General features: G+C 66.2%; 17 protein-coding genes. 8 read left to right on the top strand and 9 right to left on the bottom strand.

All coding sequences use genetic code 11. The annotated features are described in order from the left end of the window. Positions 1 to 7: 7 nt before the first annotated feature. From GXW71_RS10555 to GXW71_RS10535, 5 genes are all read left to right on the top strand, one after another. Positions 8 to 388 (top strand): hypothetical protein, encoded by a 381-nt coding sequence (locus GXW71_RS10555; protein ID WP_211852451.1) that lies wholly within the window; start codon positions 8 to 10, stop codon positions 386 to 388. A gap of 184 nt (positions 389 to 572) precedes the next feature. Further along, entirely contained in the window at positions 573 to 1076 is a 504-nt protein-coding gene (locus tag GXW71_RS10550) for a YciE/YciF ferroxidase family protein (RefSeq protein ID WP_211852450.1), read from the top strand. A 91-nt stretch (positions 1077 to 1167) separates the two neighbouring features. After that, positions 1168 to 1560, top strand: a complete 393-nt coding sequence (locus tag GXW71_RS10545) for a PRC-barrel domain-containing protein (RefSeq protein ID WP_211852449.1) — start codon at positions 1168 to 1170, stop codon at positions 1558 to 1560. Positions 1561 to 2374: 814 nt separating this feature from the next. After that, positions 2375 to 3175, top strand: coding sequence for an OBAP family protein (locus GXW71_RS10540; RefSeq protein WP_246526444.1), 801 nt, complete (start codon positions 2375 to 2377; stop codon positions 3173 to 3175). 709 nt (positions 3176 to 3884) lie between these two features. Beyond that, positions 3885 to 5642, top strand: coding sequence for a PAS domain S-box protein (locus tag GXW71_RS10535; RefSeq protein ID WP_211852448.1), 1758 nt, complete (start codon positions 3885 to 3887; stop codon positions 5640 to 5642). A 584-nt stretch (positions 5643 to 6226) separates the two neighbouring features. On the opposite strand, the gene GXW71_RS10530 is transcribed toward GXW71_RS10535, so the two are convergent. After that, positions 6227 to 6892, bottom strand: a complete 666-nt coding sequence (locus tag GXW71_RS10530) for a hypothetical protein (protein ID WP_211852447.1) — start codon at positions 6890 to 6892, stop codon at positions 6227 to 6229. A 1844-nt stretch (positions 6893 to 8736) separates the two neighbouring features. After that, complete coding sequence (locus GXW71_RS10525) at positions 8737 to 9324, bottom strand: sigma-70 family RNA polymerase sigma factor (protein ID WP_211852446.1); 588 nt, start codon at positions 9322 to 9324, stop codon at positions 8737 to 8739. A gap of 402 nt (positions 9325 to 9726) precedes the next feature. Between GXW71_RS10525 and GXW71_RS10520 the strand changes: the two genes are divergently transcribed. Further along, the gene (locus GXW71_RS10520) at positions 9727 to 11328 is read left to right on the top strand and encodes an alpha-amylase family glycosyl hydrolase (RefSeq protein ID WP_211852445.1); all 1602 of its coding nucleotides are present in this window, start codon (positions 9727 to 9729) and stop codon (positions 11326 to 11328) included. Positions 11329 to 11350: 22 nt separating this feature from the next. On the opposite strand, the gene GXW71_RS10515 is transcribed toward GXW71_RS10520, so the two are convergent. The 4 genes from GXW71_RS10515 to GXW71_RS10500 all read right to left on the bottom strand — a co-directional run bounded on the left by GXW71_RS10515 (position 11351) and on the right by GXW71_RS10500 (position 17260). Continuing rightward, complete coding sequence (locus GXW71_RS10515; protein ID WP_367617281.1) at positions 11351 to 12958, bottom strand: alpha-amylase family glycosyl hydrolase; 1608 nt, start codon at positions 12956 to 12958, stop codon at positions 11351 to 11353. Positions 12959 to 13095: 137 nt separating this feature from the next. Beyond that, a complete protein-coding gene (locus tag GXW71_RS10510; RefSeq protein ID WP_211852444.1) occupies positions 13096 to 13719 on the bottom strand; it encodes a YciE/YciF ferroxidase family protein in 624 nt (207 codons plus the stop codon). Between the two features lie 632 nt (positions 13720 to 14351). Then, complete coding sequence (locus GXW71_RS10505) at positions 14352 to 15629, bottom strand: MFS transporter (protein ID WP_211852443.1); 1278 nt, start codon at positions 15627 to 15629, stop codon at positions 14352 to 14354. 440 nt (positions 15630 to 16069) lie between these two features. Beyond that, positions 16070 to 17260: an HWE histidine kinase domain-containing protein gene (locus GXW71_RS10500; RefSeq protein WP_246526443.1), complete on the bottom strand. Its 1191-nt coding sequence runs from the start codon at positions 17258 to 17260 to the stop codon at positions 16070 to 16072. 250 nt (positions 17261 to 17510) lie between these two features. On the opposite strand from GXW71_RS10500, the gene GXW71_RS10495 reads away from it, so the two are divergent. Both GXW71_RS10495 and GXW71_RS10490 read left to right on the top strand, forming a co-directional pair. Next, the gene (locus GXW71_RS10495) at positions 17511 to 18230 is read left to right on the top strand and encodes a Crp/Fnr family transcriptional regulator (protein WP_211852442.1); all 720 of its coding nucleotides are present in this window, start codon (positions 17511 to 17513) and stop codon (positions 18228 to 18230) included. A gap of 478 nt (positions 18231 to 18708) precedes the next feature. After that, positions 18709 to 19068: a hypothetical protein gene (locus tag GXW71_RS10490; protein ID WP_211852441.1), complete on the top strand. Its 360-nt coding sequence runs from the start codon at positions 18709 to 18711 to the stop codon at positions 19066 to 19068. A gap of 280 nt (positions 19069 to 19348) precedes the next feature. On the opposite strand, the gene GXW71_RS10485 is transcribed toward GXW71_RS10490, so the two are convergent. The 3 genes from GXW71_RS10485 to malQ form a co-directional block, all read right to left on the bottom strand. Further along, positions 19349 to 19717 carry a hypothetical protein gene (locus tag GXW71_RS10485; RefSeq protein WP_211852440.1) on the bottom strand — a complete coding sequence of 123 codons (369 nt, stop codon included), beginning with the start codon at positions 19715 to 19717 and terminating at the stop codon, positions 19349 to 19351. A gap of 981 nt (positions 19718 to 20698) precedes the next feature. Beyond that, the gene (gene treY / locus GXW71_RS10480; protein ID WP_211852439.1) at positions 20699 to 23512 is read right to left on the bottom strand and encodes a malto-oligosyltrehalose synthase; all 2814 of its coding nucleotides are present in this window, start codon (positions 23510 to 23512) and stop codon (positions 20699 to 20701) included. Beyond that, positions 23505 to 25652, bottom strand: a complete 2148-nt coding sequence (gene malQ / locus GXW71_RS10475; RefSeq protein WP_211852438.1) for a 4-alpha-glucanotransferase — start codon at positions 25650 to 25652, stop codon at positions 23505 to 23507. The genes treY and malQ overlap by 8 nt, the downstream gene beginning before the upstream one ends. Positions 25653 to 25676: the final 24 nt, after the last annotated feature.

The following is a 25676-nucleotide window of genomic DNA, read 5'->3' as shown; positions in this document are numbered from 1 at the left end:
CCAGGCCATGGCGGCGGCGTTGCAAGGCTGCACCGGCCTGGCAGTGGAATGCGGCCCGGAGGAAGGCGAGATGCGCCTGCCCTCTCTTCGGGAAATCCTGTTCGGCTGGGAGGTTAGGGGACACCTCCTCCGGGTGTGCGGCTTTACCCCCGCGCATCCCTATCTTTGGGAGAACCTGGACGGGGCGATGCAGGAAGCGGGCGGCCTGCTCGGCGCGGATCCGATCATCTGGCGGCCCGATCCGCGGGATGCCGTGCTGCGCCGGCCATGGAGGGCCTTGCCAAGGGCAGACCGGTGGTTACTCCGGCGCGCCTCGATCGCGGGAGGCCGGCCTCTGGACCGCTTCCTCTCGGGCCGTCGCGCCGCGCGCAACGCGCTCCAGCTCTGACGCGGCGCCTCGCCCCGGGCGTTCCCTCCGGCAGCCGCGGCAAAGACTGGCATCATTCCCGGGTCTCACGCGCCAGCAACTTGGCGGCCGCGACGCGCGTTCTCGCCGCAGCTCCACCTCCGGCGCTGGTCAAGTGCCGGCGGGGCACGCCCACGCACGCACGCGACCGCAGGAGGACAACGCAATGGGTCTCTTCTCAAAGCCGATCAAGACCTTCGATGATCTGTTCGTCCACATGCTTCAGGACATCTACTATGCCGAAAAACAGATCGCGAAAAACCTGCCCGATATGAGCGAAAAGGCGACTGATCCGGAGCTCAAGGCCGCCTTCCAGCACCATCTCACGGAGACACAGAATCAAATCGGGCGGCTGGAGCAAGTGTTCAAACAGCACGGTCAAGAGATCAAGGGCACGACGTGTGCAGCCATGGACGGCATCCTCGACGAGGCCAGTGAAATCATGGGCGATACCGACGATCCGGAAGTCTGTGACGCCGCAATGCTCGCGGCCGCCCAGGCCGTCGAGCACTACGAAATTACGCGCTACGGCACCTTGGTCGCATTCGCTAAGCAGCTGGGACGAGAGGACTGCGCCGGCCTGCTTGCGGCCAATCTCGACGAGGAGAAGGCAACCGACAAGAAGCTCACAGCAATCGCCGAGAGCAAAGTGAACCGCAAAGCGGCTTAGAGCTTCTCTTCGGTCGCCAGACGACGGTCTCGACAGCGCCCGGCCGCCAGTGGCCGGGCAGATTGTGCATCAGAATGGGAGTGGTTCCTCCATGCGCACGCGCCGAGAAATCCTGGCCGGTGGGCTCGCCTGCACCGTCATCGTCACTGCCGCGGTCCCGGCAGCACTTGCGCAATCGACTGCGGCCAGAACGGCGAGCCCGGCCTCACCAGTGGCGGATCAGCGGCGTGTCAAAGCGCTGCTGGAGCGCGACGTCTACAGCTCCGACAATGTCGAGATCGGTGAAATCGAGGACTTGATCCTCGACGCCGAAGGCCGGGTGGAAACCGCGGTCATCGAGCTGGAGGGACGGCTCGGCTTCACCGAGAAGCACGTGGCGGTACCCTTCTCACAGCTGCGGTACGATGGCACACAGCGACGCTTTCAGCTCCAAATGAGCCGGGAAGAGGTTCGGGCACTGCCGGCATTCCACCTCCGGGATTGAGGTCGCCGACGGCAGACGCCTGCGTCGGCCGGGCCGGTTGCGCGATCACCTATAGATCGTGGTCTTCATCCACCGCGCTCCCGTGTGGTAGCGGCCTGTCCTCGTCCTCGCGCCGTTCCCAGGGAGCGCCGCGACGGGCTTCTGCATCGTCATCAATCGGCAGCGCGACCTGGGGGCCAGGCCGGCGACGTCTGGAGCGTTTCAACCCACCGAGCGAAAGTCTGCCGCGCGGGTCATCATCGAAGGCCATATCGACTCACCCACCCATGCGGGTTGAAGCAACCGCTGACAGCGTATCCTCCTCCTGGATACAATTCAGCAGCGACGTTGAGGCCGCGCATTCTCGGATGATTTCCCACACCGAAGCGCCGCGCTTTAACATGGATCAATCCGCTCCGGCCGAAGTGGAACTTCGCGCGCTCTGGCGCACCCCGGGGATAGGAAGCTTCAGCGCAGCACCGCGCGCGATGCAGCGTCTCTAGGGCGCCTCGCGTGGTCGCCTGCGAACGGAGCTAAACGGCGGCACCCAGCCCACTGAGGCGCGCGGCGGCTGCCTGTCAGCCAACCGGATTACCGCTCGCCGAGAGAGTTGCGCGGCGCCGGCTCCTGACCAGCAATATGGCTCCCGCCTGGTCGCAAGCAGCAGCTGATGGTAGGTCGTTTTGAGGGAAGGCGAGTACTGCTCGAGTCCTGGCCGACGCGCCGACCCGACCGCAACCTCAGGCCTCCTGTCGGCATTGCCGTCTGAAGCGACGTGGTCTCACGCCGACCAGAACACCCCCGGGTCAGCACGTCGCCCGCATGGAGTATTGAGATGAACCGGCTTCAGTCGAAGTTGCACCGGCGCAGCTTGGGTACGTCGCTTCTGCTGACAACTGCGGCGACGGTCTGTGCATGCGGTGCCGCTCATGCGCAAGCGCCACAGCCACACCCTCATCCCGCCGGGCCGGCTGCGGCTGGAGATCCGCAGTCGGCGCGAAGCAGAGCGCTCGAGGCCGGTGCGGCCTTTCTCCAAGGCAAGGCGCCCTTGAACGCTATGAATTTGTACCTTAACGGCTTCCACTTCTATGCGGACGACATGGGTAGGCCTGTAGAAGCACATCACTTCTGTACTCACCTCACTGAAGACTTTCATCAATGCATAATTTTCGACGCAAACAACGAGCAAGCGCGCTTGATTGGCATTGAATACATCATCTCGGAACGTCTATTTGAGCAGCTCCCTGACGACGAGAGGCAGCTCTGGCACAGCCACGCTTATGAGACGACCTCCGGTCTGCTCGCAATGCCAGGCATTCCTGATGCGGTCGAAACCGTGGCGATGCGGTCACTTGCGACCACCTACGGCAAAACGTGGCACACGTGGCAGATCGACAGAGGTGACACTCTGCCGTTCGGCATTCCCCAACTGATGATGGGCTACACACGCGATGGGCAGCTAGACCCGGCGCTGATCGCGGAGCGCGACCGGAACCTTCGTGTCTCCACGTCGGATAACCGGCGTGCCAGGGCCGACATCCCTGTCCCCACGCCTGCTCGCGGCGCAAACGCCTGGGAGAGAGGGGACACGCCGCAGCTGACAGTTCACCACGTGCCCACGCAAAACCGGAGGTGACGCCGGCGCGCCGCCGGTCCTTGGGCGGTGAGGGGAGCCCCATCGCGACCGCTTGGGCCTTGACGACGTCCGGGTACAGGCCTTGGGTCCGCAAAGCCGGCAGAGGGCCCGGCGACGCCGCCGGCACAAACGTCTCCGGACGGCGCCCGGCACCGGCCCCAAACTCCACTCTGAAATCTCGTCTCCTCCGGACCGCAGGGCGCCGTGCTGGTGCGTCCAGGCAGAGCAGGGTTTGAGTAGGGCAACTCCCGAGCGAAATTGCCGTTCCTGCAGAACCACACCGGGTGAGTAACCCGTGCCCGACATTTGCCCCTTCGGTTCGGTGCCCGCTCCTTGGATCGTATCATTGGTAGGAATATTAGGTCATCGGCCACGCTGGGCTCTGGGCCCCCGCTCAGGATCGTCCGCTGCCGAGTGCAGAATGAAGGTAATGACCGTTTGTTCGTCTTCGTCCCGCGCAACAACTTCAGTGCTGTAACGACGAGGGCGTGCTCCGCCTGCGGTTCGGTGGTCGCGCGCCCCTCTGGGACAGCTGGCGGCGGCGCCTGCACTCCACGTCGGTTACAGATGCGGCGGCCCGAAGGCGTATGACGCGACAACGCAAATTGCTTGTCGGGGCAGCGCACACTTGCTCGGGCACAGCGTGCGAGCGGCGGCCGCAGAACGCGTTGTCTGCGCCAACCCGGCAAGGGCGGGAAGAATGCATCCGATGATCCCGGGCACCGATTTGCTCGCAGCTCTCTCTGTCCCCGCATACATGACTGATTCGGAGAATCGCCTCGCATTCTACAATGACGCTGCGGCGGAGCTTTGGCAGTGCCGGCCGCCTTGCGGCGAGCCCCTCTCAGCCGGCCCTATGCGCCTCTTCATGCCGAATGGCGTTCCGCTCGCCCCGGAGGAGTGGCCGACCGCTCGCCTGTTGCGGGATGGGGAGCTGCCGCCGACGGTTGAGCTTTATGCGCAGCGGAGGGATGGTTCGCGCTTCTCCGCAGTGCCGCACCCGAGCTTGCTGCGCGACGAAAACGGCCGAGTGATCGGTACTGTCAACCTGCTGATCGACGTCCCCCACTCGGGACAGGGCGATATCGAGGCTGCTCGGCTGGCAGCCATCGTGGCGTCCTCCGATGACGTCATCATCAGCAAGAACTTGGACGGTGTCATCACCTCCTGGAACGCTGCGGCGACCAGGGTCTTCGGTTATGAGCCCGAGGAGATGGTTGGCCAGTCGATCCTGAAAATCATTCCACCCGAATTACATTCGGAGGAACAGCAGATCCTGGCGAAGCTGAAGCGGGGCGAGCGCATATCGCATTACGACACGGTCCGTATGACGAAGGGCGGCCAGCGCGTCGACATCTCACTGACGGTCTCGCCGCTGCGCGACCGCCACGGGCGAATTGTGGGTGCTTCGAAGGTCGCCCGCGATGTTACGGAGCGCAAACGCAGTGAGGCGCTGCAGCGGCTCCTGTTCGATGAACTCAATCACCGGGTGAAGAACACTCTGGCAATCGTGACGGCGCTTGCCAGCCAATCGCTGTTGAAGACGTCCTCGCCCGAGGAATTCGCCGAAAGCTTCACCGGTCGGGTCGAAGCGCTCGCACGCGCCCACGATCTTCTAATGTTGGGCCAAATGCGCGGGACGACGCTCGCGGATTTGGTCCACGAGCAGGTCATACTCGCTGGGGGTGCGCGCATTTATGCGGACGGTCCCCGGGTTGACCTTGACCCGCAGGCGGTGGTCCAGATCGGGCTGGTACTGCACGAGCTCGCCACCAACGCGCGGAAATATGGTGCGCTGTCGACTCCCAACGGACGGCTGAATATTACCTGGGCCCACATGCCCGATAGGGAGCGTGAGGTCGTCATCCACTGGCGTGAAAGCGGCGTGCCCAATATGCGACCCCCGCAGGCACGCGGCTTCGGCACGACGCTCATCGAGCGGACAACACAGGCGTTTGGCGGCCGCGCCACCATCGAGTTCCGCCCCGGCGGTCTCGCCTGCGATCTCCAGCTGCAGCTGCGGGATGACCCGTCACCGCCGGCGCTCCGGCTTCCGCCCTCGAACGGCAGGCGCTTGGCAGCCCCGCCGCACACGGTTCCGAATCTGGAAGGCAGGCGCATTCTCGTCGTCGACGACGAGCTGGTGATTGCAATGGATCTCGAGGCGCGACTCAGCGGGCTTGGCTGCATCGTCATTGGCCCGGCTGCGACAGCTGCTGCGGCTATCGCTCTGATCGGCAGTGAGGAGATCGACGCGGCCCTCGTTGACGCTAACCTTGGCGGCCATCGCGTCGATGATGTTGCCGCCTCTCTTGCGCAACGGCACATCCCATTCGCCTTCGTCACCGGTTACGGCCCGGAAGCTCTGCCGGACACTTTCCGGCACGTGCCGGTGGTGGCAAAGCCGATCAACGTCGCGCAACTGAATGAGACACTCGCCGCGCTGGCGGCGAGCATCAAGCGCTGACCCACGGTCGAGCAGCAGCAGGGCAGCAGGGCTCACCCAAAAACGTTGGTCTCGCGATGGCTTCCAAGCGGCCGCCGTCTGGGCAGAGCAGAGCCAGGCGATTTCCGTCGAGAGTCCCGCGCTCGGGCGACGTCAAGTTCAGGCGTTCGTCTGCGCAGATCTCACCAAGCGGCGGGACAGCGACCGCCGCGCAAGGTGGACGGCGGGTGGACGGCGGCCGCCCGCAACGAGTCATCGCAGCGGCCACGGCAAAGCCCATGATGCGAGGCGGGCTGGATTGTCGAGGCGAGGCTCTGCAGGTCCTTGCAGAGAGCTTTTCGGCAGCCAGCGCCGGCACGCGCGATATTGCTCATGACCGCGCCTGGCAAAATCGGGATTGCGATCGGATCCAGGCGCAGGACGACATGCCGCTAGTGCCGCAGTCGCAGCCCCTATCAGCTGCATCCAGCAGGCGCAGATGGGTTCGTAAGGGCGAGATCGTAGTCCGTGGCATGGGCCTCGTCCGAACGGCGATCGAGCATCTTCGGAGTGGCCATGCGGCGGCCTCTCGCCTAACGCCGAATCCCCAACCCTGTTTCGGGTTCCTACGCCAGCTCTCCGCAGCATCGGGCTAAAGGCGGTCCGCCCCTGCTCAGACAATCAGCGAGATGCGGAGTCAGGATCACTGCGTGATCCTGCCATTTATGCTGACAAGGAACTGGCTGGATGCCTTCTGAAAATCGGTCGCAAGTCACGGCACTCTGGGGATCGTTGTTCACGAACCCGAGGAGCGCTTCGTTGGCAGCTCCTTGTTGGACAAAGTACGCCATCGCGACATTGGCGCGACCTGACATAAAGCCCGGAACGATGCGCCACGCCGAAGTGCTTTCCGGTCCGTTGACGGCGACCAGGCGCGCGTCCTGAGGGAGCTGTAGGCCCGGCAGCCGGCGCACTTGGCCGCCTTGGTCGAGAACAAAGCGCGCAACGTCAGTGCGAAAGGAGCTCTGGCCTGCAGGGCACTCGACAGAGCGCACGCCGACGACCATGCCGTACAGGCTACCATCGGGCGCAGGCGGGTTGCCGAATCCCATCACGAGATTCCGTACCTGCGCTGCGTTCCCGTCGTAAATCTCCAGGATTCTCTCGCGCGGATCTGCTGTCTCATAGATGCCGAGCGTCGACCGCAGGTGTTGGCAGGCTGGGTCCTGCGCACGCGCTGCCACCGAAAACAGGACGAAGCTGGCAGCGCAAACTGCGATGAGTGATTGCATCGGATCCCCGCGAGTTGCCGGTATGCGCCTTGCGCGGACGTAGTCTGGCGCAACTGATCGCTCCGGATAAGTACCGAACTTATTGCCCATCGGGCACGGGGGCCTGGGCGGCGAGTCAAAGGTCTTCGGGCGTGGGCGGCCAATCCCGTCGCGGTAGCAGCGTCAATACAACACGCTAGCGCCGACAGTCGACGAGCATAGCCGGATATAACTGACCCCCTGAAGCCGGCATCTCTCGGGCGTGCCATTCTTGGCGGCCGGTCCCCTCCTCACGTGCGCGGCCAACCCCACTGCTCGGCGCCGGCGCTAATTCGAAAGCGAGGTGCCGCGGGAACCAGGTCGGCCGATGGCTGGGTGAACTGTCGCCGCGGCGCGCGGCACTCGAAGGTGCTCAAAAGTAGCTATCGTCACCAAAACCCAGTCGGCATCCTGGCCAGCCGCCCGATGGTAGCGGATGAACCCGCTAACGAACGCACTGTCGGGCTTCGTCCATGTGCCCTCGGCACGGCGCTCGTCCACCATGTCGCTTGCGGAGGTGGCGATTAAATATCGGCCGCAACCCTCGCAATCCACGGCTCTGTTGTCGCCGTTTGCGAACATCCGAGATGCGGATCCGCAGAGAACGCACGGCTCATGCCGAGCAAGGCTCGCGTTTTTGCCATAGGGAATTTTTGACCTTGGCGTTCGGGATCGTCTCGACGGCATAGGCCGTCTTGGCCGTCTGTGACACAGGAAGCCTCGTGGTTCGATTCTGCCCACAGTACCAACATCGATGACACGGATAAATGCAGTGCCGGCCATGAGCCGCGAGGCTGGCCCCGCATAGCCGCAGGGCCCACCTGCCGCACAGACGGGCGGTGGTAGCGACCCTTGTTCGTGCCCTGTGCGTGCCGCCGCCGTGGGTTGAGGGGGAGCTCCCTGCGCGCAGATTTCGGAAACGCCGCCGGTGATCGAACGATCGCCATCGGGCACTCGCGAGAGAGCCCGAGCTGCCGGCGAATGCTGGGCCAGTTCCAGACCTCGGTGAGAGCCGCGGTCCTGCTTGGCCGGGGCTGAGCCACGCCGGCAGTGTTCGGTTTGCTTTTCCGACCGCTAACGCGCGGCCGCTGTCGTGGCATGCGTACGAGGTTGCACGCGCGGGTTGCGAGCCGACGGTCACCTGAGCCCAGACGCATCGAAAACGACTGCAGGACCGCAATGCAGCACAATGGGTGATCCGCCATCCGAAACCTCGCAGTCTTTGGTTCGTTTCCCTCGCGCCTCCCCCCGGGCCAAGAGAGAGAACGATGCGCGACTTCCTGCCAACGTTGCTGGTTTGCGCCAGTCTCGCCGCTGGCGTCTTCGGCTTGCAGGCGGTTCTTTCCATGGCATCTGCCGAAGAGGATCGGGTCAAAGTTACCGCCTCCCAGGGCCCCTAGGCGAATTGGCTTAATGCCGCACGCCAGCGGGCGGGCGCGGGCGCCCCGAGGCGCGCGCGGCTGCCAGCAGGAGCTGTTCTCCCAGCGCGGACGCTGGCCCGCACTGCGGCACGGTCAGGAGGAAGCACCGCGCCTTCTGACAGCACGCGCCGACATCGGGCGTCAGCGGGCGGCCGGCCCACGCCGATGCACAGCGGCACTCGTGCCGTTCAGCGTCGGCGCACCGGGCAGCGAAGCCGGTCCTGCGCTGTCGTGTGGCAGCCCGGAGGAGCGGCAGCTCCCGGTGCCCAGCACGACCCGGGCAGGCGCGCAGCGGGGCCTCTGCAAGCGGGCCAGCACGCCTCCGCGCAGCGGGGCGCATCCGACGCGTGGCGGCATTCCAGTCGGCTTCGGCAGCCGGCGGCTGCGGAGGCGCCCGACGCGCGCCTAGGTACGCTCCTCCAGAACGGCCTCCCCTGGGCGATGGCGAGGATTTCTGACGGCAGATCGGCGGCACTCCTCTTTGCCAAGCATCCAGACCTCCAACTGCCGGCGCGCCCGGAATACCCGACATTTCACGGTTCCTTCCGCGCAACCAGTCGCCTCGGCGATCTCGGCGTAGGACATGCCCTGCACTCCCACCATAACGAGCGCCGCCCGTTGGTCGGCTGGTAGCCTGGCGAGCTGTCGACGCAGTTCCGAACAGGCGAAGCTCTCTTCTTGGCTCGCAGCTCTCGCCAAGGCTGAGCCGGGGGCATCTTCGAGCTCCACTGTCTCGCGGTAAGCCCGACGATCGGAAAGAAACCGGTTGCGGAGGATCCGGTATATCCATGCGGAGAAGTGCGTGCCCGGCTGGAAGGTGTGCTGATGCGCGAGCGCGTTTGTGACCGCCGCCTGGACCAAGTCATCTGCGTCGGCGCGGTTCCTTGTCAGTGCGATCGCTTGAACTTTGAGGCGGGGAAGGTTAGCGACAAGTTCATTATGAAAATCAAACGAGAGCCCGCTATTCTCCGGGTCTTTTGCTGTGCGCGTCATGCTGCAAGTCGTCCTCCGCGTTGAACTCACTGGGAAAATGCGCAGGGTCGGCCGGGCGCTGCACCACCTTCGCGTGATGCGGGCGCCAATAACCGGCGTCCCGCCCCGTAGACGTTTTTCGTCGCTTCACCTCGGTGTTGCTGCCTGCCCAAGTAGTGGGAAAGCCTGGCTTCCTATCGCGTATGAGGAGGGTGCGCCGAGTTTAGAGATGCGGTCGCAGCCGCGACCACAATTGGCGGCGGAGCTTGACCGCGCGAGTCCACTTGTTCCCGAGTACCGCTGCGTCGCACGCATCCCGGCCTAGGCTGGCGCCAGCAGCATCCAGGCAAGGGACTTTGACGCAGAAGAGGAAGCCTCCGCGGCATCCGCGCGTTCGGATGCCGGGCCTTCAGGGAGCGTCCGATGAGTGACACCGCGTGGTGGCAGCACGGCACGATCTATCAGGTTTATCCCCGTTCCTTTCAGGACAGTGATGGGGATGGCGTCGGCGACCTCAAAGGGATCCGGCAGCGGCTCGACCATCTCTGCTGGCTCGGCGTCGATGCGCTGTGGATCTCGCCGATCTACCCTTCGCCGATGGCGGATTTCGGCTACGACATCACGGATTACCGCGGGGTGGATCCGATCTTCGGCCGAATGGAGGATTTCGACCATCTGCTGGCCGACGCGCATGGCCGCGGGCTGAAGGTAATCCTGGACTTCGTGCCGAACCACACGTCCGACCACCATCCCTGGTTCATGGAGAGCCGGAGCTCGCGCCACAATGCGAAGCGGGACTGGTACATCTGGCGCGATCCGGCGCTGGATGGTGGACCGCCGAACAACTGGCTGGCGAATTTTGGCGGCAGCGCCTGGGAGTATGACCCCGCAACCGGTCAGTACTACTACCACGCGTTCCTGAAGGAGCAGCCGGACCTGAACTGGCGCAACCCGGCGGTCCGCGAAGCGATGTATGACGCGCTTCGCTTCTGGCTGGATCGGGGCGTGGACGGCTTCCGCGTCGACGTCCTCTGGCACCTGATTAAGGACGACCAGTTCCGTGACAACCCGCCCAATCCCGCCTGGCTACCGGGGCACGCGGGCATAGACCGGCTGCTGCAGCGATATTCCTGCGACCGCCCCGAGATCCATTCCGTGGTTGCGGAAATGCGGGCGGTCCTGGACCGCTATTCCAGCCGTGTGCTGATCGGCGAGATCTATCTGCCGATCGAGCGGCTGGTGGCCTATTACGGCCGCGACATGGCGGGCGCCCATCTCCCTTTCAACTTCCAACTCATCTTCGCTGCCTGGAACGCGCGCGACATCGCCCGCATCGTCGATGACTATGAAGCCGCGCTGCCGCAGGGGGGCTGGCCGAACTGGGTCCTCGGGAATCACGACCAGAAACGCATCGCCACACGTGTGGGCGCCGCGCAGGCGCGCGTCGCGGCGATGCTGCTGCTGACGCTGCGCGGCACGCCGACGCTCTACTACGGGGACGAGCTGGGGCTCGAAAATGTGCCGATCGCGCCGGAGCAGGTGCAGGATCCCTGGGAGAAGAACGAGCCCGGCCTGGGCCTCGGCCGGGACCCTGCGCGCACGCCGATGCCCTGGGATGAGTCGGAGAACGCAGGCTTCACCTTGGGCAAGCCCTGGCTGCCTCTCAACCCCGATCACGCGACACGCAATGTCGCGGCATTGGCGGCGGATCCGAACTCAATCCTGACCCTGTGCCGCCAATTGATCGCGCTTCGGCGCGCATATCCCGCCCTCCATCGCGGGCGATACCTGCCGCTGCGCACGGAGGATGATATCTTCGCCTTTCGCAGAAGCTGCGGCCAGCAGAGGGATCTGTTGGTGGCGCTGAATTTCGGGCAGACCGTGAAGCGCCTGGCCCTCCCGCCTGATGCCGCCGGCGCAGATCTGCTGCTCTCGACGGGGCTTGACCGGATCAGGGAAAGCACAGGGGAGGTGCTGCAACTGCGCCCGCGCGAGGGGCTCGTGCTGCAACTGATGCCGCGCTGAGCGCGGCTCGGACCCGGCGGCCTCAATCCAGTCCGAGCACAACCCCCTCGTCAGGGCGCAGCTCCATCCTGCCGGAGCTGCGCTCATCAACGCGATCGAGCCGCGTCGACAGCAGCACGCGGCTCTCCCCGGCAAACGCGAAGCTCTGCCTGGAGCCGCCAAGGTTCAGTGCGACCAGGACAGCGCCGCCCTCCGACTCACGCCGGAACGCGACCACCTCGTCTTCACCGCGCAGCGGCTCCAGGCGCGCGCCCCGCAATGCCGGCTGTTCCCGACGAAGCGCGATCAGGTGGCGGTAGAGCGCGAGCATGGAGCGTGGATCCTCGGCTTGGGTTGCGACATTCAGCGCGCCGACCTCCGGCCCGATCGGCAGCCAGGGCTCGCCGGTCGTGAAGCCCGCCTTGGGCTCGGGGCACCACCGCATGGGCGTGCGCTCGGGGTCGCGGCCTAACCCATAGCCGGGGACGAGCTTCTCGAAAGGGTCGCGGATGCGCTCGGGCGGCACCGGCATCTGGTGCATGCCAATTTCGTCACCGGCGTAGAAGAAGACGGTCCCCGGCAAGGTCATGTGCAGCATGACGGCCACACGGGCCTGCGCGGATCCCACACGCTCCGCAACCCGGATCTTGTCATGCCCGCCGAGCGCCCAGCAGGGCCAGCCGTGGCTCGGGACCATGTTCAGGTACTGGTCCATGGCGGCGGCCACGGAGCGTGCGTTCCATGGCGTGTCGAGCAGGCCGAAATTCAGCGGTAGCTGCAGGCAAGGCCGGTCCGGTGTGCCGTAGAAGCGTGCCGCCCGATCGGTGGTGGTATCGGCTTCGCCGGCCAGCAGGCGATCCGGGAAGTCCTCCGTCACGGCGCGCAACCCGGCCAGGCAGGCGATCGCCTCCGGCCGGGAATCCGTGAAGACGCGCTTCTGCCGCTCCGGTGGCGGCGTCCGCTCACTCGCGGTCGGGTTCGGCGGATCGTCCCGAAGCAGCGCATCCTCGATCAGCACGCCGCTGGCATCGACCCGGAACCCATCGACGCCGCGGCGCATCCAGAATCGCAGCACCTCTGCCATCGCCTCCCGCAGCGCCGGGTTGCGCCAGTTGAGATCCGGCTGTTCCTTCAGGAAGGCGTGGTAATAGTATTGGTGGGTTCCGGCATCGAACTCCCAGGCGCTGCCGCCGAAGCGGCTCAGCCAGTTGTTCGGCGGCGCTCCATCCGGGCGGGGATCCGCCCAGACGTACCAGTCCCTCTTCTGGCTGCCGCGCGAGGCGCGGCTTTCGATGAACCAGGGATGACGGTCGGAGCTGTGGTTGGGCACGAAGTCCAGGATCAGCTTGATGCCGCGCGCATGCAGGGCAGCGAGCAGGCGGTCGAAATCCTGCAGCGTTCCGAAGGACGGATCGACACCGATGAAGTCGGAGATGTCGTAGCCGCCGTCGCGCATGGGCGAAGGATAGATCGGCGACAGCCAGATCGCGGTGACGCCAAGCGCCGCGATGTGATCCAGCCGGGACAGGATGCCGGGCAGGTCGCCAATCCCGTCGCCGTTCGAGTCCTGGAACGAGCTGGGCAGGACCTGGTAGATGGCCGCATGGCGCCACCATTCCAGGCCGCCGTCGAAGTCATAGGTTGGCGTCACGGTGGCTCCGGAAGCAGATCGCCAGGGGTCGGCCGCGGCGATTTGGATGAGTCGCCCGCACGCGACCCTACGCCGAGCCCGCCGCACGAAAGCCGATGGCTTCGCGCGGAGAGCTTCGGCGGCCGCAGGATCAGCACCTAGCGTTTGCCGGCGCGGCCTTTCTCGCGAGAGGCGCCGCCGCGCTTTCCGCTTCCGCTCTTGCCAGCGTCTTGGGGCTCGGCTTCGACCTCGGCATCTTCGGCGGTGTCTTCGCCTTCCTCGTCTTCGTCCCCGTCCGACATCGCCTCAGGCATGATCGCCTCCTGCGTGACTTCGGTCAGCTCCGAATCCATGAGCTTCTCTTCCTCGAGCGTCTGCGACAGGAGGTCCGCAACCTCTGTTTGACCGAGCGCCGTGGCCAGGGCCACGCCCGTTCCGTAGGCTGAGATCTCGTAGTGCTCGATCTTCTGCATGCCTGCGACGAGCACGAGATCCATGAGCGGACCTTTGTCCTGCTCGTCCACGGTGTGCTGGGCCTCCTCGATCAGGCCACGCATCGCTTCGCACACCTTGCGGCCAGGCCTCTCGTCGAGGGCTTCGAGGGCTTGTTCGAGGCGCTCGATCTGGCTCTGCGTCTGCTCGATATGCATCCGTGTACCTTCCGCCAAGGCCGGCGTGCTGATCTTCTTGCTGACCTTCTGCATGAAGCGGAGCGCCTGCTTTTCAGCGCTATAGGCGTCGCGCAGCTCCTCGACGAGGATCTCCTGGATTGCGTCTCTCATGGTGGTCTTCCCAGCGGCAGGGCGGGATGCCCGAAGCCGATCGGAGAACGTGTCATCGCCGACCCTTGTTGCCCGTGGAGCGATCACTAGCAAGCAAGCTTGGTGAGGTGCGCGGCGCGCTCGAATGCAGAGCGCTCACGTGATCTACCGGCGCCGCGCCTTCTCCGGAGGCCATCGCCGGCGTCCGATATCGCCAGGGCGGGGGCGCTCGCGAGGCCACTGTTTATTGGGTAAGCTGCGAACGAGGTTGAGCGAGTGACCAGGGCGCGGAGTCATTCCGACCGGCCAGGCGCCACTCTCGCATGAGAGTTGGGCGCGCGCTCAAAATGGCCGCCGACGCTGAAGCTTCGCCGCCACTTGTGCTCACCACCGGAGCAGCTCGGCTCGCATCGGATGCGGGTTGGTCGCCGCCCAGACGAGTGGCCCGCGACAACGCACCGCGAGCACGAGGATGCCGTGATCGGTCGCATCGGCGGCGCTTCGGGCCGAGTGGGCCCACCGGCCGGGATCGGTCTCGACGTCCAGGCCGCCGGCAGGCGTCGCGGCTCGCATCATCGGGCAATGGATCGGACGGCAGATGGCCGGGTGCTGACCGCTCCAGCCGGTGGACCGCCCGACGCCCGCTTCCGGACTCACAGCGATGGGTTAGTGGCTCCGTGTCTGCGCAGACCCGTCCGCAACACGAAGGCAGCGGGGACCGCGGCTGCGCAAAGCACTGCCATTGGCCAAAAGCCTTGCCCGCCATAGCGTTCATAGAGTGCTCCGGAGGCAAGAGTGACCGCTGCGCTCAGGACGCCAACGCCCAGCGCGGCATAGAGGGTTTGGGCGGTCGCGGCGAGGTGGCTGGGCACGACCCGGGCGATGATCGCCATGGCCGCGAGGTGCTGCGCCGCGAAGGTAAGGCCGTGCAGCGGCTGCACGAGCATCATCGCCGGCTGCCAGGTTGTCACTGCCATGATCGTCCACCGGAGCACACCGGCGCCTGCCGCTAGCGCCGTCACGCCGGCAGGCCCAAGCAGGGTGAGGAGCCGTCGGCCGATGACGAGAAACACCAGCACTTCAGAACCGACGGCAATCGCCCAGAGGAAGCCGATGGTTCCCGGCGCGATGCCGGCAGCCTGCCATCGTAGCGTCGCGAATCCAGCATAGAAGGCATGGCTGCACGAGATCAGGCCGGCGGCAATGAGCAGCCATCGGAAGCTCGGCAGGCCCAGAAGCGCGCCCAGACGTGCGACAATGGCCGTCCCCGACGCAGTCGCCGGCGCCCTGTCTTGAGGCGAGCGGTCACCGCCGTCCGTATGGGGAAGCAGGAAAACGACACCTGCGGTGACGGCAAAAAGCCCCGCGTTGATCCAGAGCACGATGTGCGGAAATCCCGCTTCGGTCACTGCCAGCCCGGCCAGCACATTGCCCGCGACAAAGCTCAGCGCGCCCGCACCGCGGACCCAGCCATAGTCGAAGCTCCTCCGCACGCCCTCTCGAGCGGCCGATACGGCGAGCGCGTCTGGCAAGGGCCCCAGCGGCCCGGTGGCCATCGCGTGCAGAATCGTAACAAGGAGAAGCGCCCCAGCGCCTTGGGCGAAGACAAAGCCGATGCCGAGCATCGCCGCAGCCGCGAGCAGACCTGCCAGCACCTGCCGAGTTGCGTTGTGGCGGTCGGCGACCAGACCGGCGGCTGGTATCGACGCAAGCCGCGCCACCATACCCGCAGCGAGCAATAAGCCGATCTCGCCGGGGGACGCCCCTTGCCATGCGAGAACCGCGGGCAGGAATGGGCTCAGCACGCCCCAGCCGCAGTACAGGGCGCCGTACAGCAGGAGATAAGCGGCCAGATGGCGCGTCATCTGTTCAATGTAGTACAGCGACCCAGCGCTCGCAGGCGCCGAGGAAGGCGCCGTCTTCGTCTGCACGCGGAGCGCTGCTGTTCCGGGTCAAGCGCTCGGATCCCGTCAGTCTAGGTAGGATTGAAGCCAACGGCCTGCGGCGCCGGTGATTGCGTCCGCCGGGGTGATTGGGAATCGGCCCGATGGGCCGCATGGCTGGCGAGCGGGGCGCCCGGCGCAGGCCATCGATCGGGCGGAAATACTCTCGCGCAGGCCGTGAGCAGGCTCGAAGGACCGATACACCACGCGCCGCGGCACGAAGCATCATGTCGCGCTCCACGCGCATTCAACAGACGGCAGCTGGCGCAGGTTTCCCGGCCCCGGTTAAGGGGAGCGCGGAAACGGCTGTCGTCGTCGGGCCACCGGCAGGGCAGAGCTCAATCGCGCTCACTCGCGTGCCCTCCGCCTGCTCGTCTCCCGGCTGAGGCGGGCCAAACCGTGAGAATTGGCCTCCGGCCCCCCCCCAATCAGTCGCTGGGCGAAGGCGTCGGGTCCCACGGACGATCATTGGGGCGCGCGGCATGGGGCGTTCGCGGATGCAGGCCGGCCGGCCCAGTCCGCTGCGCGGCCGACGAACCGGTCTCCTCCTCGGTGCCCACCGGAAGGCAGATGCGGCACCTCAGGCCGTCGCGGCAGAAATCGAGCTCGACCGTGCCGCCAAAACCCTGGCCGAGGGCGTGTTGCAGCAGCTGCATCCCGAAGCCGCGGCGTGCGGGTCGCACAACTGGCGGCCCGCCGCGTTCGAGCCAGTCGATTTCCACCAGCCGCGTGTCACGGCCGGTTCGACGCAGGGTCCAGCACACCGACACGCTTCCCTCCGGTGCCGACAAGGCACCGTGCTTGGCGGCGTTGGTGGCCAGTTCGTGCAGGGCAAGGCTGAGGATCTCGACCATGCCTGCGGCAAGATGCACTGGAGGACCGCTCGCCTCCACGTGCCCGGAGCCGCCGTAAGGTGACAGGGCGCCTTGTACGATCTCCGGCAGCGGCGCACCGTCCCAGCCGCCACGAACGAGCATATCGTGCGAACGCGCCATCGCGCACAGGCGCTTCTCAAGCGTGTCCTGCACCGCACCGGACACATCGGCGTTGCCAAGGGTCTGGGCAGCGACCGCTTGCACCGTGGCCAGGACGTTGCGCACACGATGGCCCATCTCGGCCATCAGGAATGCCCTGCGCTCCTCATCCGCTCGGACCGTCGTGTTGTCGCGTAAGATGATCAGAAAGCCCTGCGGGCTCGTGTCCGAGTCCAGCAGCGGCGTCACCTGCCCGCTGGCCCAGAACCGGCTGCCATCGCGCCGGATGTGCCAGCGCTCGTTCGCGGCGCGGCCCTTCTCCATGGCGCGGCACAACTCGGCCACGAACACGCCCGCGCTGCGGTCCTCAGCAGTCAGGAAGATATCGCCAGACCGGCCCAGGACCTCGGTGTGCCCGTAGCCGAAGATTGCGCGGGCGCCGGCGTTCCAACCGGTGATCCGCCCCTTGAGATCGAGCACGACGATCGCGTAATCGGTTGCGCTGTCCAGCACCCGCCGCAGATGATCGACCTCAGCCTTGAGAGCACGGTTCTCCGCAGCGAGTTGTGACGGAGATCGCACCAACGGATCTCCGCGGCCGACACCAGTTGTCTCGTCATCAGCTCGCCCGGGCCGCATCGTCATTGTTGATGACACACCTGCACTCCTCGCGCTCCTCGGGGGGTGTTGTAACAGCCACCGCGGTGGGAATCGGTCGGGTCCCATACGGAGCGGGCGGGAACTTGATGTGCTCCCGATCGATGGCGGAGTGAGCAGCGGTTGTATGGGAGGTGGAGCGCTCCAATTTCTTGCAGACCGTCCGCAAAGATCCTTCGGCGCGGGCGGCCGAGAGAGACGTGTGCTCCCGCCGCCACCGGCCGCTTGGAGCCCGTCCATGCCGCAGCAATCCGCTATTCCAGCGCCACGCAACCGGCTGCTCGCATCTCTGCCGGCCGAGGATCTCGCTCGAATCTGGCCGGAACTGGAGCCGCTCGACTGCGAGATCCGCAAGGTTCTCATCGCGCCGGACAAGCGGATCACGGCTGCCTACTTTCCGGAATCTGGGTGGGTCTCGATGGTCGCCATACTCGCCGAGGGGCGGTCAGCTGAGGTCGGCATCATCGGCTCGGAGGGAATGGTCGGCCTTGAACTTCTGCTCGGCGGCGAAGTCAGCACAGTCGAGGCGATGATTCAGGCAAAGGGCACCATGCTGCGGCTGAGCTCTGGCGCTTTCCAGCGCGCCTTGGAGCAGAGCGAAGCGATGCGGCGCATTCTGCTCCGCTACGCCCTCGCCTTCCAGCAGCAGGTGACACAGACGGCGGCCTGCAACGGCAATCATGCGTTGGATCAGCGCTTGGCGCGGTGGCTGCTGATGGCGCATGACAGGGCAGGCAGCGATGACTTCCCGATGACGCAGGAGTTCCTGGCGATGATGCTCTGCGTCCATCGCCCCGGCGTTACCGTCGCGGCTCGGATGTTCCAAAGGGCCGGGCTCATCCGCTACGGGCATGGGCATATCGCCATTACGGATCGCGAGGGACTCGAGGCCGCGGCTTGCGAGTGCTACGGCGCCGTCTGCCGCCAATTCCAACGACTACTCGGGACGCCGGGTTAGTGCAGTTTGCTGCGCCCCCCTGACGTACCGAAAGCCGGGAGAGCGTTGGGCGGGGTGGGCATGCGCCTCCGCGCTGGGCGCGCGGGGCGGCATGCCTTCGCATCGCCGGGACGCGACGACGTAGCCCGGCTTCCCGGTACCCGCATCACCAGCCAAGCAAGCGCGTGTTCCTCTGCGGGTCAGGCCGGGGGAGCGTCGCAGTCGCCGGGCGAGTAGGACAATCAGCGTACCCAGGCGTAGGTCAGCCTGGTACCGCGCGCCCGCATGTCGACGAAGCCGACGCAGCGGCCAGGCTGAGAGCGCCGGTCGCCACCTGCGGGGCTTCGGATGACCGACATCAGCCTAGCCGGGCGGTCAGCGCCGCAGCACTCGAGGGTCATGCGCAGGCGATGAAAGCCGCAGGCAGATCGGACTGGCCCGCGCAGTGGCGAGAGCTGGCTGCCTCCATGCGGGTTGGATCCCGGTGAGGCCCGCGCTCATGAGGCCGGTCGTGCCAGCGCCGGCGACAATTGCCAGCCTCCTCCACCGCGTCTCCACCGCACCGGAGTACAGGCGCAAGGGCTTCCATTCGAAGGTGGTGCTAGGCGCGCGCCATGTCGGCAAGGTGACTGGTGGGCGCGAAACCGCGGGCAGCCGAGAGCTTTTTCCTGGGCGATTGGTGGAGGCGGCCATGACCGAGAAAGAACGGACCCTGCTGCTGCTTGTCGCGCGCCATCTTGCGGCTGTGCTCGAAGCCGACGTGACATCGCCCGACGAGCCGAGTGCCGAGGCTGCGGAAATTCGGGAGCTCATCGAGAGCCTGGAAGGGAGTGAAGGAAGACGCATTCACCGGCTTTGAAACCGCCAGCACTTCAGAAGGTCTGCCCGTCAGAAGGTCTGCCCGCGGCAAGCCTGGGGCGGCATCGACCGACGCTATCCCGCCCTGAGGCCGATCCCCTCCTGCGGCAACGAGGGAAGGGTGTGGTTTGATCAGCGTCGTGCCAGCGCTGCCATCCCGAGCGAGGCGCGATAAGCAACGCGGCGCGGTTCGCCACCGAGCGCTTGCCCTCGCCTGACTTTCCCCCGAATCGGGAGCGGCGCGATGACCAGCCGGGTCAGGCCGTTCAAGCCGGTTTGGGCTAGGCGCAGCCGCTCCCGCGACGAGCAAAGGACTGCACCCGGCCCTGCTGCAATTCGAAGGTCACGCTGCAATCCGCGGCCCGGTGCCCAAAGATGACCCCGCTTCCGATGCCGATGGCAAACCCGCTGCCGAAGCCCAATCCAAAGCCGAGGGAGGGGGTTATCGAGGGCCCGCTTGTACTGTCCAGCTCATAATCCAGAAAGCGGCGTCCCTCGACTTCCTGCGCCCGATGCGGAACACCGAGGCCCGCGACCAGCTCACCCTCTGACCGGCCGACGTAGTTCGCCATCCGCGCGTCGAACTCCGTGCCCCTGTCGGCACAGGCGACGAGGAATGGGAGAAGCAGGAGCAGCAGAACCTTACCCATGGGCCGCTTCATCCATCTTGGAACGCCCACGGAAACGTGGAGCATGGGTGGACAGTTGCGGCTCGCCCCCGCCGCCACACATCCCGCAGCTGAGCGCGGCGGGCGCCGGCAGCGTCGGATCGGGCCCGGAGCACCTGGTCTCCGGCCTTCTGAGGCTGCCCAGCTTGCGCGGTACGGTGCTGAAGCCGGGCTTCCGGTGAAGCCGCCTCTGTCGCGCCGTTGTGGCCGGTCGTCGGATCCTGCCCATCAAGGAGCCGGGGAGAAGAGGCGGAGCGACGCCAACATCGCGCGGGCCTGCCCGACAGCCGATCGCCCGGTTGCCAGGATGGTCCGAGGGCGCGGCGGTGATCGAGCGAGCGCGCCCGGTGCCTGCCTCGCCGCGGGCGCTTTCCGCTGGCGGCCGCCGCGAGTCGACCCGCAACCACTCGGGTGCCGCCACGTTCGCAACTGGCAACTGCCCTGAGCGGCCGGCTCAACACGAGGAGATCCATGGCCCAGATCTTCGTTCTTTCGGAGTATCGGAAGCGCATCATGGCCGGGCGATCCCCAGCGGCCGTGCGATCAGACCAAAGCGCTTCGCCGCGGAAGCCACGCGCCCAGACGAACGATGGAGCGAGGAGGCACGAGCCCGAGGCGCCGCCGGAGCCGCTCGATGAGGATGAGGCACCCTGGGTTCGATGATGATGTCCGGGTCGGGACCAGCGGGATGCCTGGAACGATGATGACCGCGGCACCCCGCTGAGGAGAAGACCAACCGCGGAATGCCGAGGCGCCCATCCGGCGCCGATTTCGACCTCCGGTCGCCGATGGTTTTGGCCGATTGATCCAGCCTGGCCGACCCCGCGGCCGGGCGCGAGCAGCCCACGGCCCGGGGCCATTGCGGCGGGACGCGGTCAGCACCTCTGGATCGAGTCTCCGACCGTGTCCCATGTAGGAGCGGGAAACGCAGGCGCACTGAGAGAGTGGCGCGCCGCGCGAGGATCACGAACGAGCCGCGTCGTTCGGGACAAGGACCGCGACTGGAAGATCTGAGAGTAGCGCGTCCGGGCTGAAGGTTTCGGCCAGACGCCAAACGACCTTCTTGCTCAGCAGATCCACCCAGCCCGCGCCAGTATCAGCAACAGACGGCCAGGCGATCGCAGTGCCCTCCCACGTCGGATTGGCGTCATGCTGGGCTGGGAAGCGCGCCGCCACCACAAGAAGAGCGTCACCCTCATGCCTGCGCGTGAAGGCACAGAGGTGATCCGCTTTGGGGCCGATCGCCGCGAGCGGCTCGTACGACCCATTCGCGAATAAGCCGGGGTGCGCGCGCCTGTAGGCGAGCAAGGCACTGGTCACGGCGAGCTTGATGCGGCCGTCGCGCCAGTTCTCCATCATGGCGCGAGCTGTTGGCCCTGGGTCGGCTTGCAGCGCTGCGGTGACCTCGGTCAGCAGGTGCTCCCGCACGGCATAGTCGACGGGCCGGCGATTATCTGGATCGACGAGATTGAAGTCCCACAGCTCCGCACCCTGGTAGGTGTCCGGCATGCCCGGCACGGTCAGCTTCAGCACCGTTTGTACCAGGCTGTTGCGAACGCCGAGCCGAGCCACGCGCTTCTGGAAGGGAAGAAACTGGCCGAAGAACGCGTTACCTCCGGCTGTGTCCAGTGCAGCGCGAACGAAGCTCATGGTCGAGGCCTCGTAGGCTCGGTTCGGCGTCGCCCAGGTGGAGTGTCGCTTTGCTTCGCGCAGGGACTTCACCATCGCACCTTGCAGGCGCTCCGAGAACGCGCCGACCGCCTGGGGGTCGAGCCTTGCGATCCCTGTCAGTTCCATCGGCCAGGCGCCAATGAGGAGCTGGTAAAAGAGGTACTCATCGTCGCGGTCTGGTGGCGCATCACCCTCCACGTCGCCACAGCGCGCCCGCAAGATGCGGCTCCAGTGATCGACTTGCCGGGCCCACTCGTCCGGCAACTCCGACAGCACCGCCAACCGCGCTCGCGTGTCCTCGCCCCGCTTCGTGTCGTGTGTGGAGGTGGTCAGCATCGCGTGTGGCCAGCGTCTGGCGCGCTCGGCATTTGCAGCATGGAACGCTGCGATCGGTACGGCGAAATGATCGGGGTGGCCGCCGACCTCGTTCAAGGCAACGAAGCGATTGTATCGGTAAAACGCTGTATCCTCGAGACCTTTGGCCATCACCGGCCCGCTATACTGCTGGAGGCGCATGGCGAAGCGGGTCACGGCGTGGCGGCTGAAGCCGCTGCGGGGCTGCGCGACCAGATCGGTCGTCAGGAGGCGGTGCAGGAAATCGAAGACGCTCGGGTCCAGATCAGCTCGGTTGCGTCGTGCCTGCGCTACTGCCCAATCGATATCCCGCCGGTCATCCTCCGTCGGTGCGCCCAGTAGATCCACGTAGGTTCGATAGACGGGAAAGCAGGCGACAATCTCCTTCAGCCCCTGCTGCAGAATGTTGTGTGTGAAATCCGCCGTGGATGGGTTCTGCCGCGCCACCTCCGCAGCTTCGCCAGCCAGCGTGTTCAGCTCGCTCGCCATCTCGCTCCGCATAATGCGCAGCTTGCTGTCGCGCACGCCATGCGCGAAGTCCTGGTGGCGACGCGTGAATTCGGCGTAGGTGCGGGTGAAGCCGGGCTCTCCAGCGGGGTCAACCAACAGCCCCAGAAGAAGGTTGGCAAATTCATAGCCGGTCGTGCCCTGGACCGGCCAGTCGTCCCGCAGGCCCTCATGCCGCGACAGGATCTTCTCGACGACCAAATAGAAGGGCCGCGGTGCCTGCTCCCGCAGGCGCAGCAGGTATCCCTTCGGGTCGAGCAGCCCATCGACATGGTCGATGCGCAAGCCATCCAGGGCGCCCTCCTGCATCAGCGAGAAGACCAGCTGGTGCGCGCGGTCGAACAGCTCCGGGAGCTCCATCCGCAAGCCGGCGAGCTCGTTGATATTGAAGAACCGGCGGTAATTGATGTCGTCGGCGGCGACCCGAAAATGCGCAGCGCGCCAATGCTGGTCCTGGATCAGAGAGTCCAGCTCGCGCCAGGTCTCGCCCTTTCCCGGCTCACCATTCAGTCGCGCGACAGCCGCCTCCACCGCATCGCGGACGTCCTCACGGTCACGCGCGAGTCCAACAAGATGAGACTGCAGCTCGCGCGCGTGCTGTGCGATGCGTGGGCGCCAGTGCGGCAGGCCGGAAAAGGTGTCGCCGAGCCTCTCCAGGTCCGGATGCAGATCGCCCAGCACGCGTTGATAATGAAGCGGGCAGATCGGCAGCTTGTGCGTGCCATAGGCCCAGATCGCGAAGCCGCCAGCCTCCGGGTCGAAACGCAAGGCGAGCTGCCCAGCCTGCAGCACAGCGCCGTATTGGTCCCCGAGGAAAGGGATCAGCACCTTTCCACGCAAATAGCGCCGGTCGGACTGCCAGTCGATGTCGAACCATCCCGCGTACGCCGAATCCGGTCCCCATTCGAGCACGTCCAGCCACCACGGATTGTCCGCTCCACCAACGCCCATATGGTTCGGCACGAAGTCGAGCACCTGGCCGAGCCCGTTCTCCCGGAAGGCCGCGACCATGGCGCGAAAGTCCGTCTCGGCGCCGAGCTCCGGGTTCAGCCTTCCATGGTCGACGATATCGTAGCCGTGGGTGCTGCCAGGCCGGGCTGCCAAATAAGGGGAGGCATAGACGTGGCTCACCCCGAGCCGCGCGAGATAGGGTGCGAGTGCGGCGGCGTCGCGGAAGCCGAACCCCTTGTGGAATTGCAGCCGGTACGTCGCGCCCGGCACCGGTGGTACGCCGGCCTCAGCCATGGTCGATCGCTTCCTCGGGATGTGCGGTGCCACGCTCCGCTCGTAAGATCGCGGCGATCTCGATGAAAGGAGATCGCGTCGGCAGTTCCTCCAGCGTCAGAGAAAGCCGCCGTCGCCAGTTGGGATGCTCCTCCGAGGTGGATGGCACGTTCACCTGATCGACCTCATCCGTGAGGTCGTCGAGCTGTGCCAGGGCGAGCATCGAAGAGCTGCGTGCAAGGTAGGCATGGGCCGCGCGGGCCAGGGCAGGGACATCCGGCTCCGCACCCTCGGGCAGCAAGCCCGCACGGCGCAATGCCTTGACGAGGTGCGTGCGATCGCGATCCCTGTCCTCGCGCTGCCGGGTGGCTTCTCCTGAATCCGGGTACAAGCCGAGCCGCTCCTTCAGCGCGATGTCCCGTGCTTCCCACCAACCCCGAAGGGTGGGCAGGTCGTGACTGCCCGCGACGGCCAGGGCCAGTGCTGGGTAGGCGTCCGGCGGAAGGAAGGCCCCGGTCTCGCGGTCTTGCTCAAAGAACAGCACCCGGTAGGACAAGACGTTGGCGGCCGCCATGCGCTCGCGGAAGCCGTCTGGCACAGTCCCGAGATCCTCTCCGACGACCAGGCACCGCTGCCGCTGGCTCTCCAGCGCGAGGATCCCGACCAAGTCATCGAGCGGGTAGCGGACATAAGCACCGGCCGTCGGCTTCTCCCCGCGCGGGATCCAGTAGAGATGCTGCAGGGCCATGACATGATCGATGCGCAAGCCGCCGGCGTGGCGCATGTTGGACCGCACGAGCTCGATGAAGCTGCGATAGCCCTCCTCACGAAGCGCGCGCGGGTGGAACGGAGGCAGCCCCCAGTCCTGGCCGGCCGGGTTGTAGATGTCGGGCGGTGCCCCTACCTGCGCGCCGGAGACGACGGCGGCTGCATTGACCCAGGTCTCGGCGCCGCCGCGGTCAGCGCCAACCGCGAGGTCTCGATAGAGGCCGACCATCATGCCGCCTTCGGCCGCGGCCGCCGCGGCCGCGCCGAGCTGGGTATCGGCCGCCCATTGCATCCAAGCGAGGAAATCCAGGCGTCGCTGATGTCGCGCCGCGAACTCAGTCACGGCAGGCGATGTCGGATCGCGGTACTGCTCCGGCCAGCGGCGCCAATCGGCAGCGGCGGGATCCTGCCCAACAAAGTGTTCCCGCAGCGCCAGAAAAAGGCAGTGCCGTTCCAACACCGCGCCGCGCTCTCGCCGGAACGTCTCGAAGGCTGCTGTGCCGGCCTGATCAGGCGCCTGGCGCCAGGCCTCGAACATCGCCTCCAGCGCGCTCCACTTGAGCGACGTAACCTCGGCATAGTCCACCAACTCGCTGGCGCGGCACCTCTCGACGCGCGCCTGGAAGGCGCCTGAGGTGGTCAGCGCGCGCGCCTTTTCACAGCCGATCAGCTTCGAAAGCGCCGGTACGTCGATATTGAGGACGTTCAGCAGAAGGCGGCTGGCGGGCGAGTACGGACTGGCATGCTCGGGGTCGTCGGGGAACATGGCGTGGAGCGGGTTCAGCCCGATCACGCCGGCCCCATGGCTCGACGCCAGCGCCACCAGGCTGCGCAGGTCGCTGAAGTCTCCGATCCCCCAATCGGTGGCCGAGCGGAGCAGATACAGTTGCGCGGAAATGCCCCAGATCCGTCGGCCCTGGGCCAACCCGGGCGGCAGCCAGCATCGGCCCGGCGTCACGATCAGACCGGTCGTTGCCGCGCCCGGCATCACCGTCAGCGTGTGGTAGCCGCAGGGGAGGGCGGGTTCCAGCACCAACCGACGGCGCTGCACGTCCTTGCCGCCAAGGCTGAACTGGGACACCAGGGCCAGCTTTGCGAATTCGGCCCTGCCTGACCGCTCGCCAACATCCTCCAGCTGTACGTGCCAGGAGATCTCCCCGGTCCCCGCGGCCAACGTCAATTCGACGGACGGCGGATCGTCCTGCGAACGCAGCACAACGACCGGTGGGAGCGGGCGCTCCCATTCCGCACGGTCCAGGACCTCGAGCGCGGCCGTCGCGGCCCCCTCATCGGCCGCATCCACGCCCATCGCTGCCAGGAGGCGGCGCTGCGTCTCTCGACTGGCGCGGACAATCGCGCCGCGGGCGTCGCGAAACTCGAGCTCAATGCCCATGCGATCAGCAAGTCGCTCCAAAGC

The sequence above is a fragment of the Plastoroseomonas hellenica genome, assembly GCF_018129085.1.
Classification (GTDB): Bacteria; Pseudomonadota; Alphaproteobacteria; order Acetobacterales; family Acetobacteraceae; genus Plastoroseomonas; species Plastoroseomonas hellenica.
This window is presented reverse-complemented; position numbering and strand designations above follow the sequence as displayed.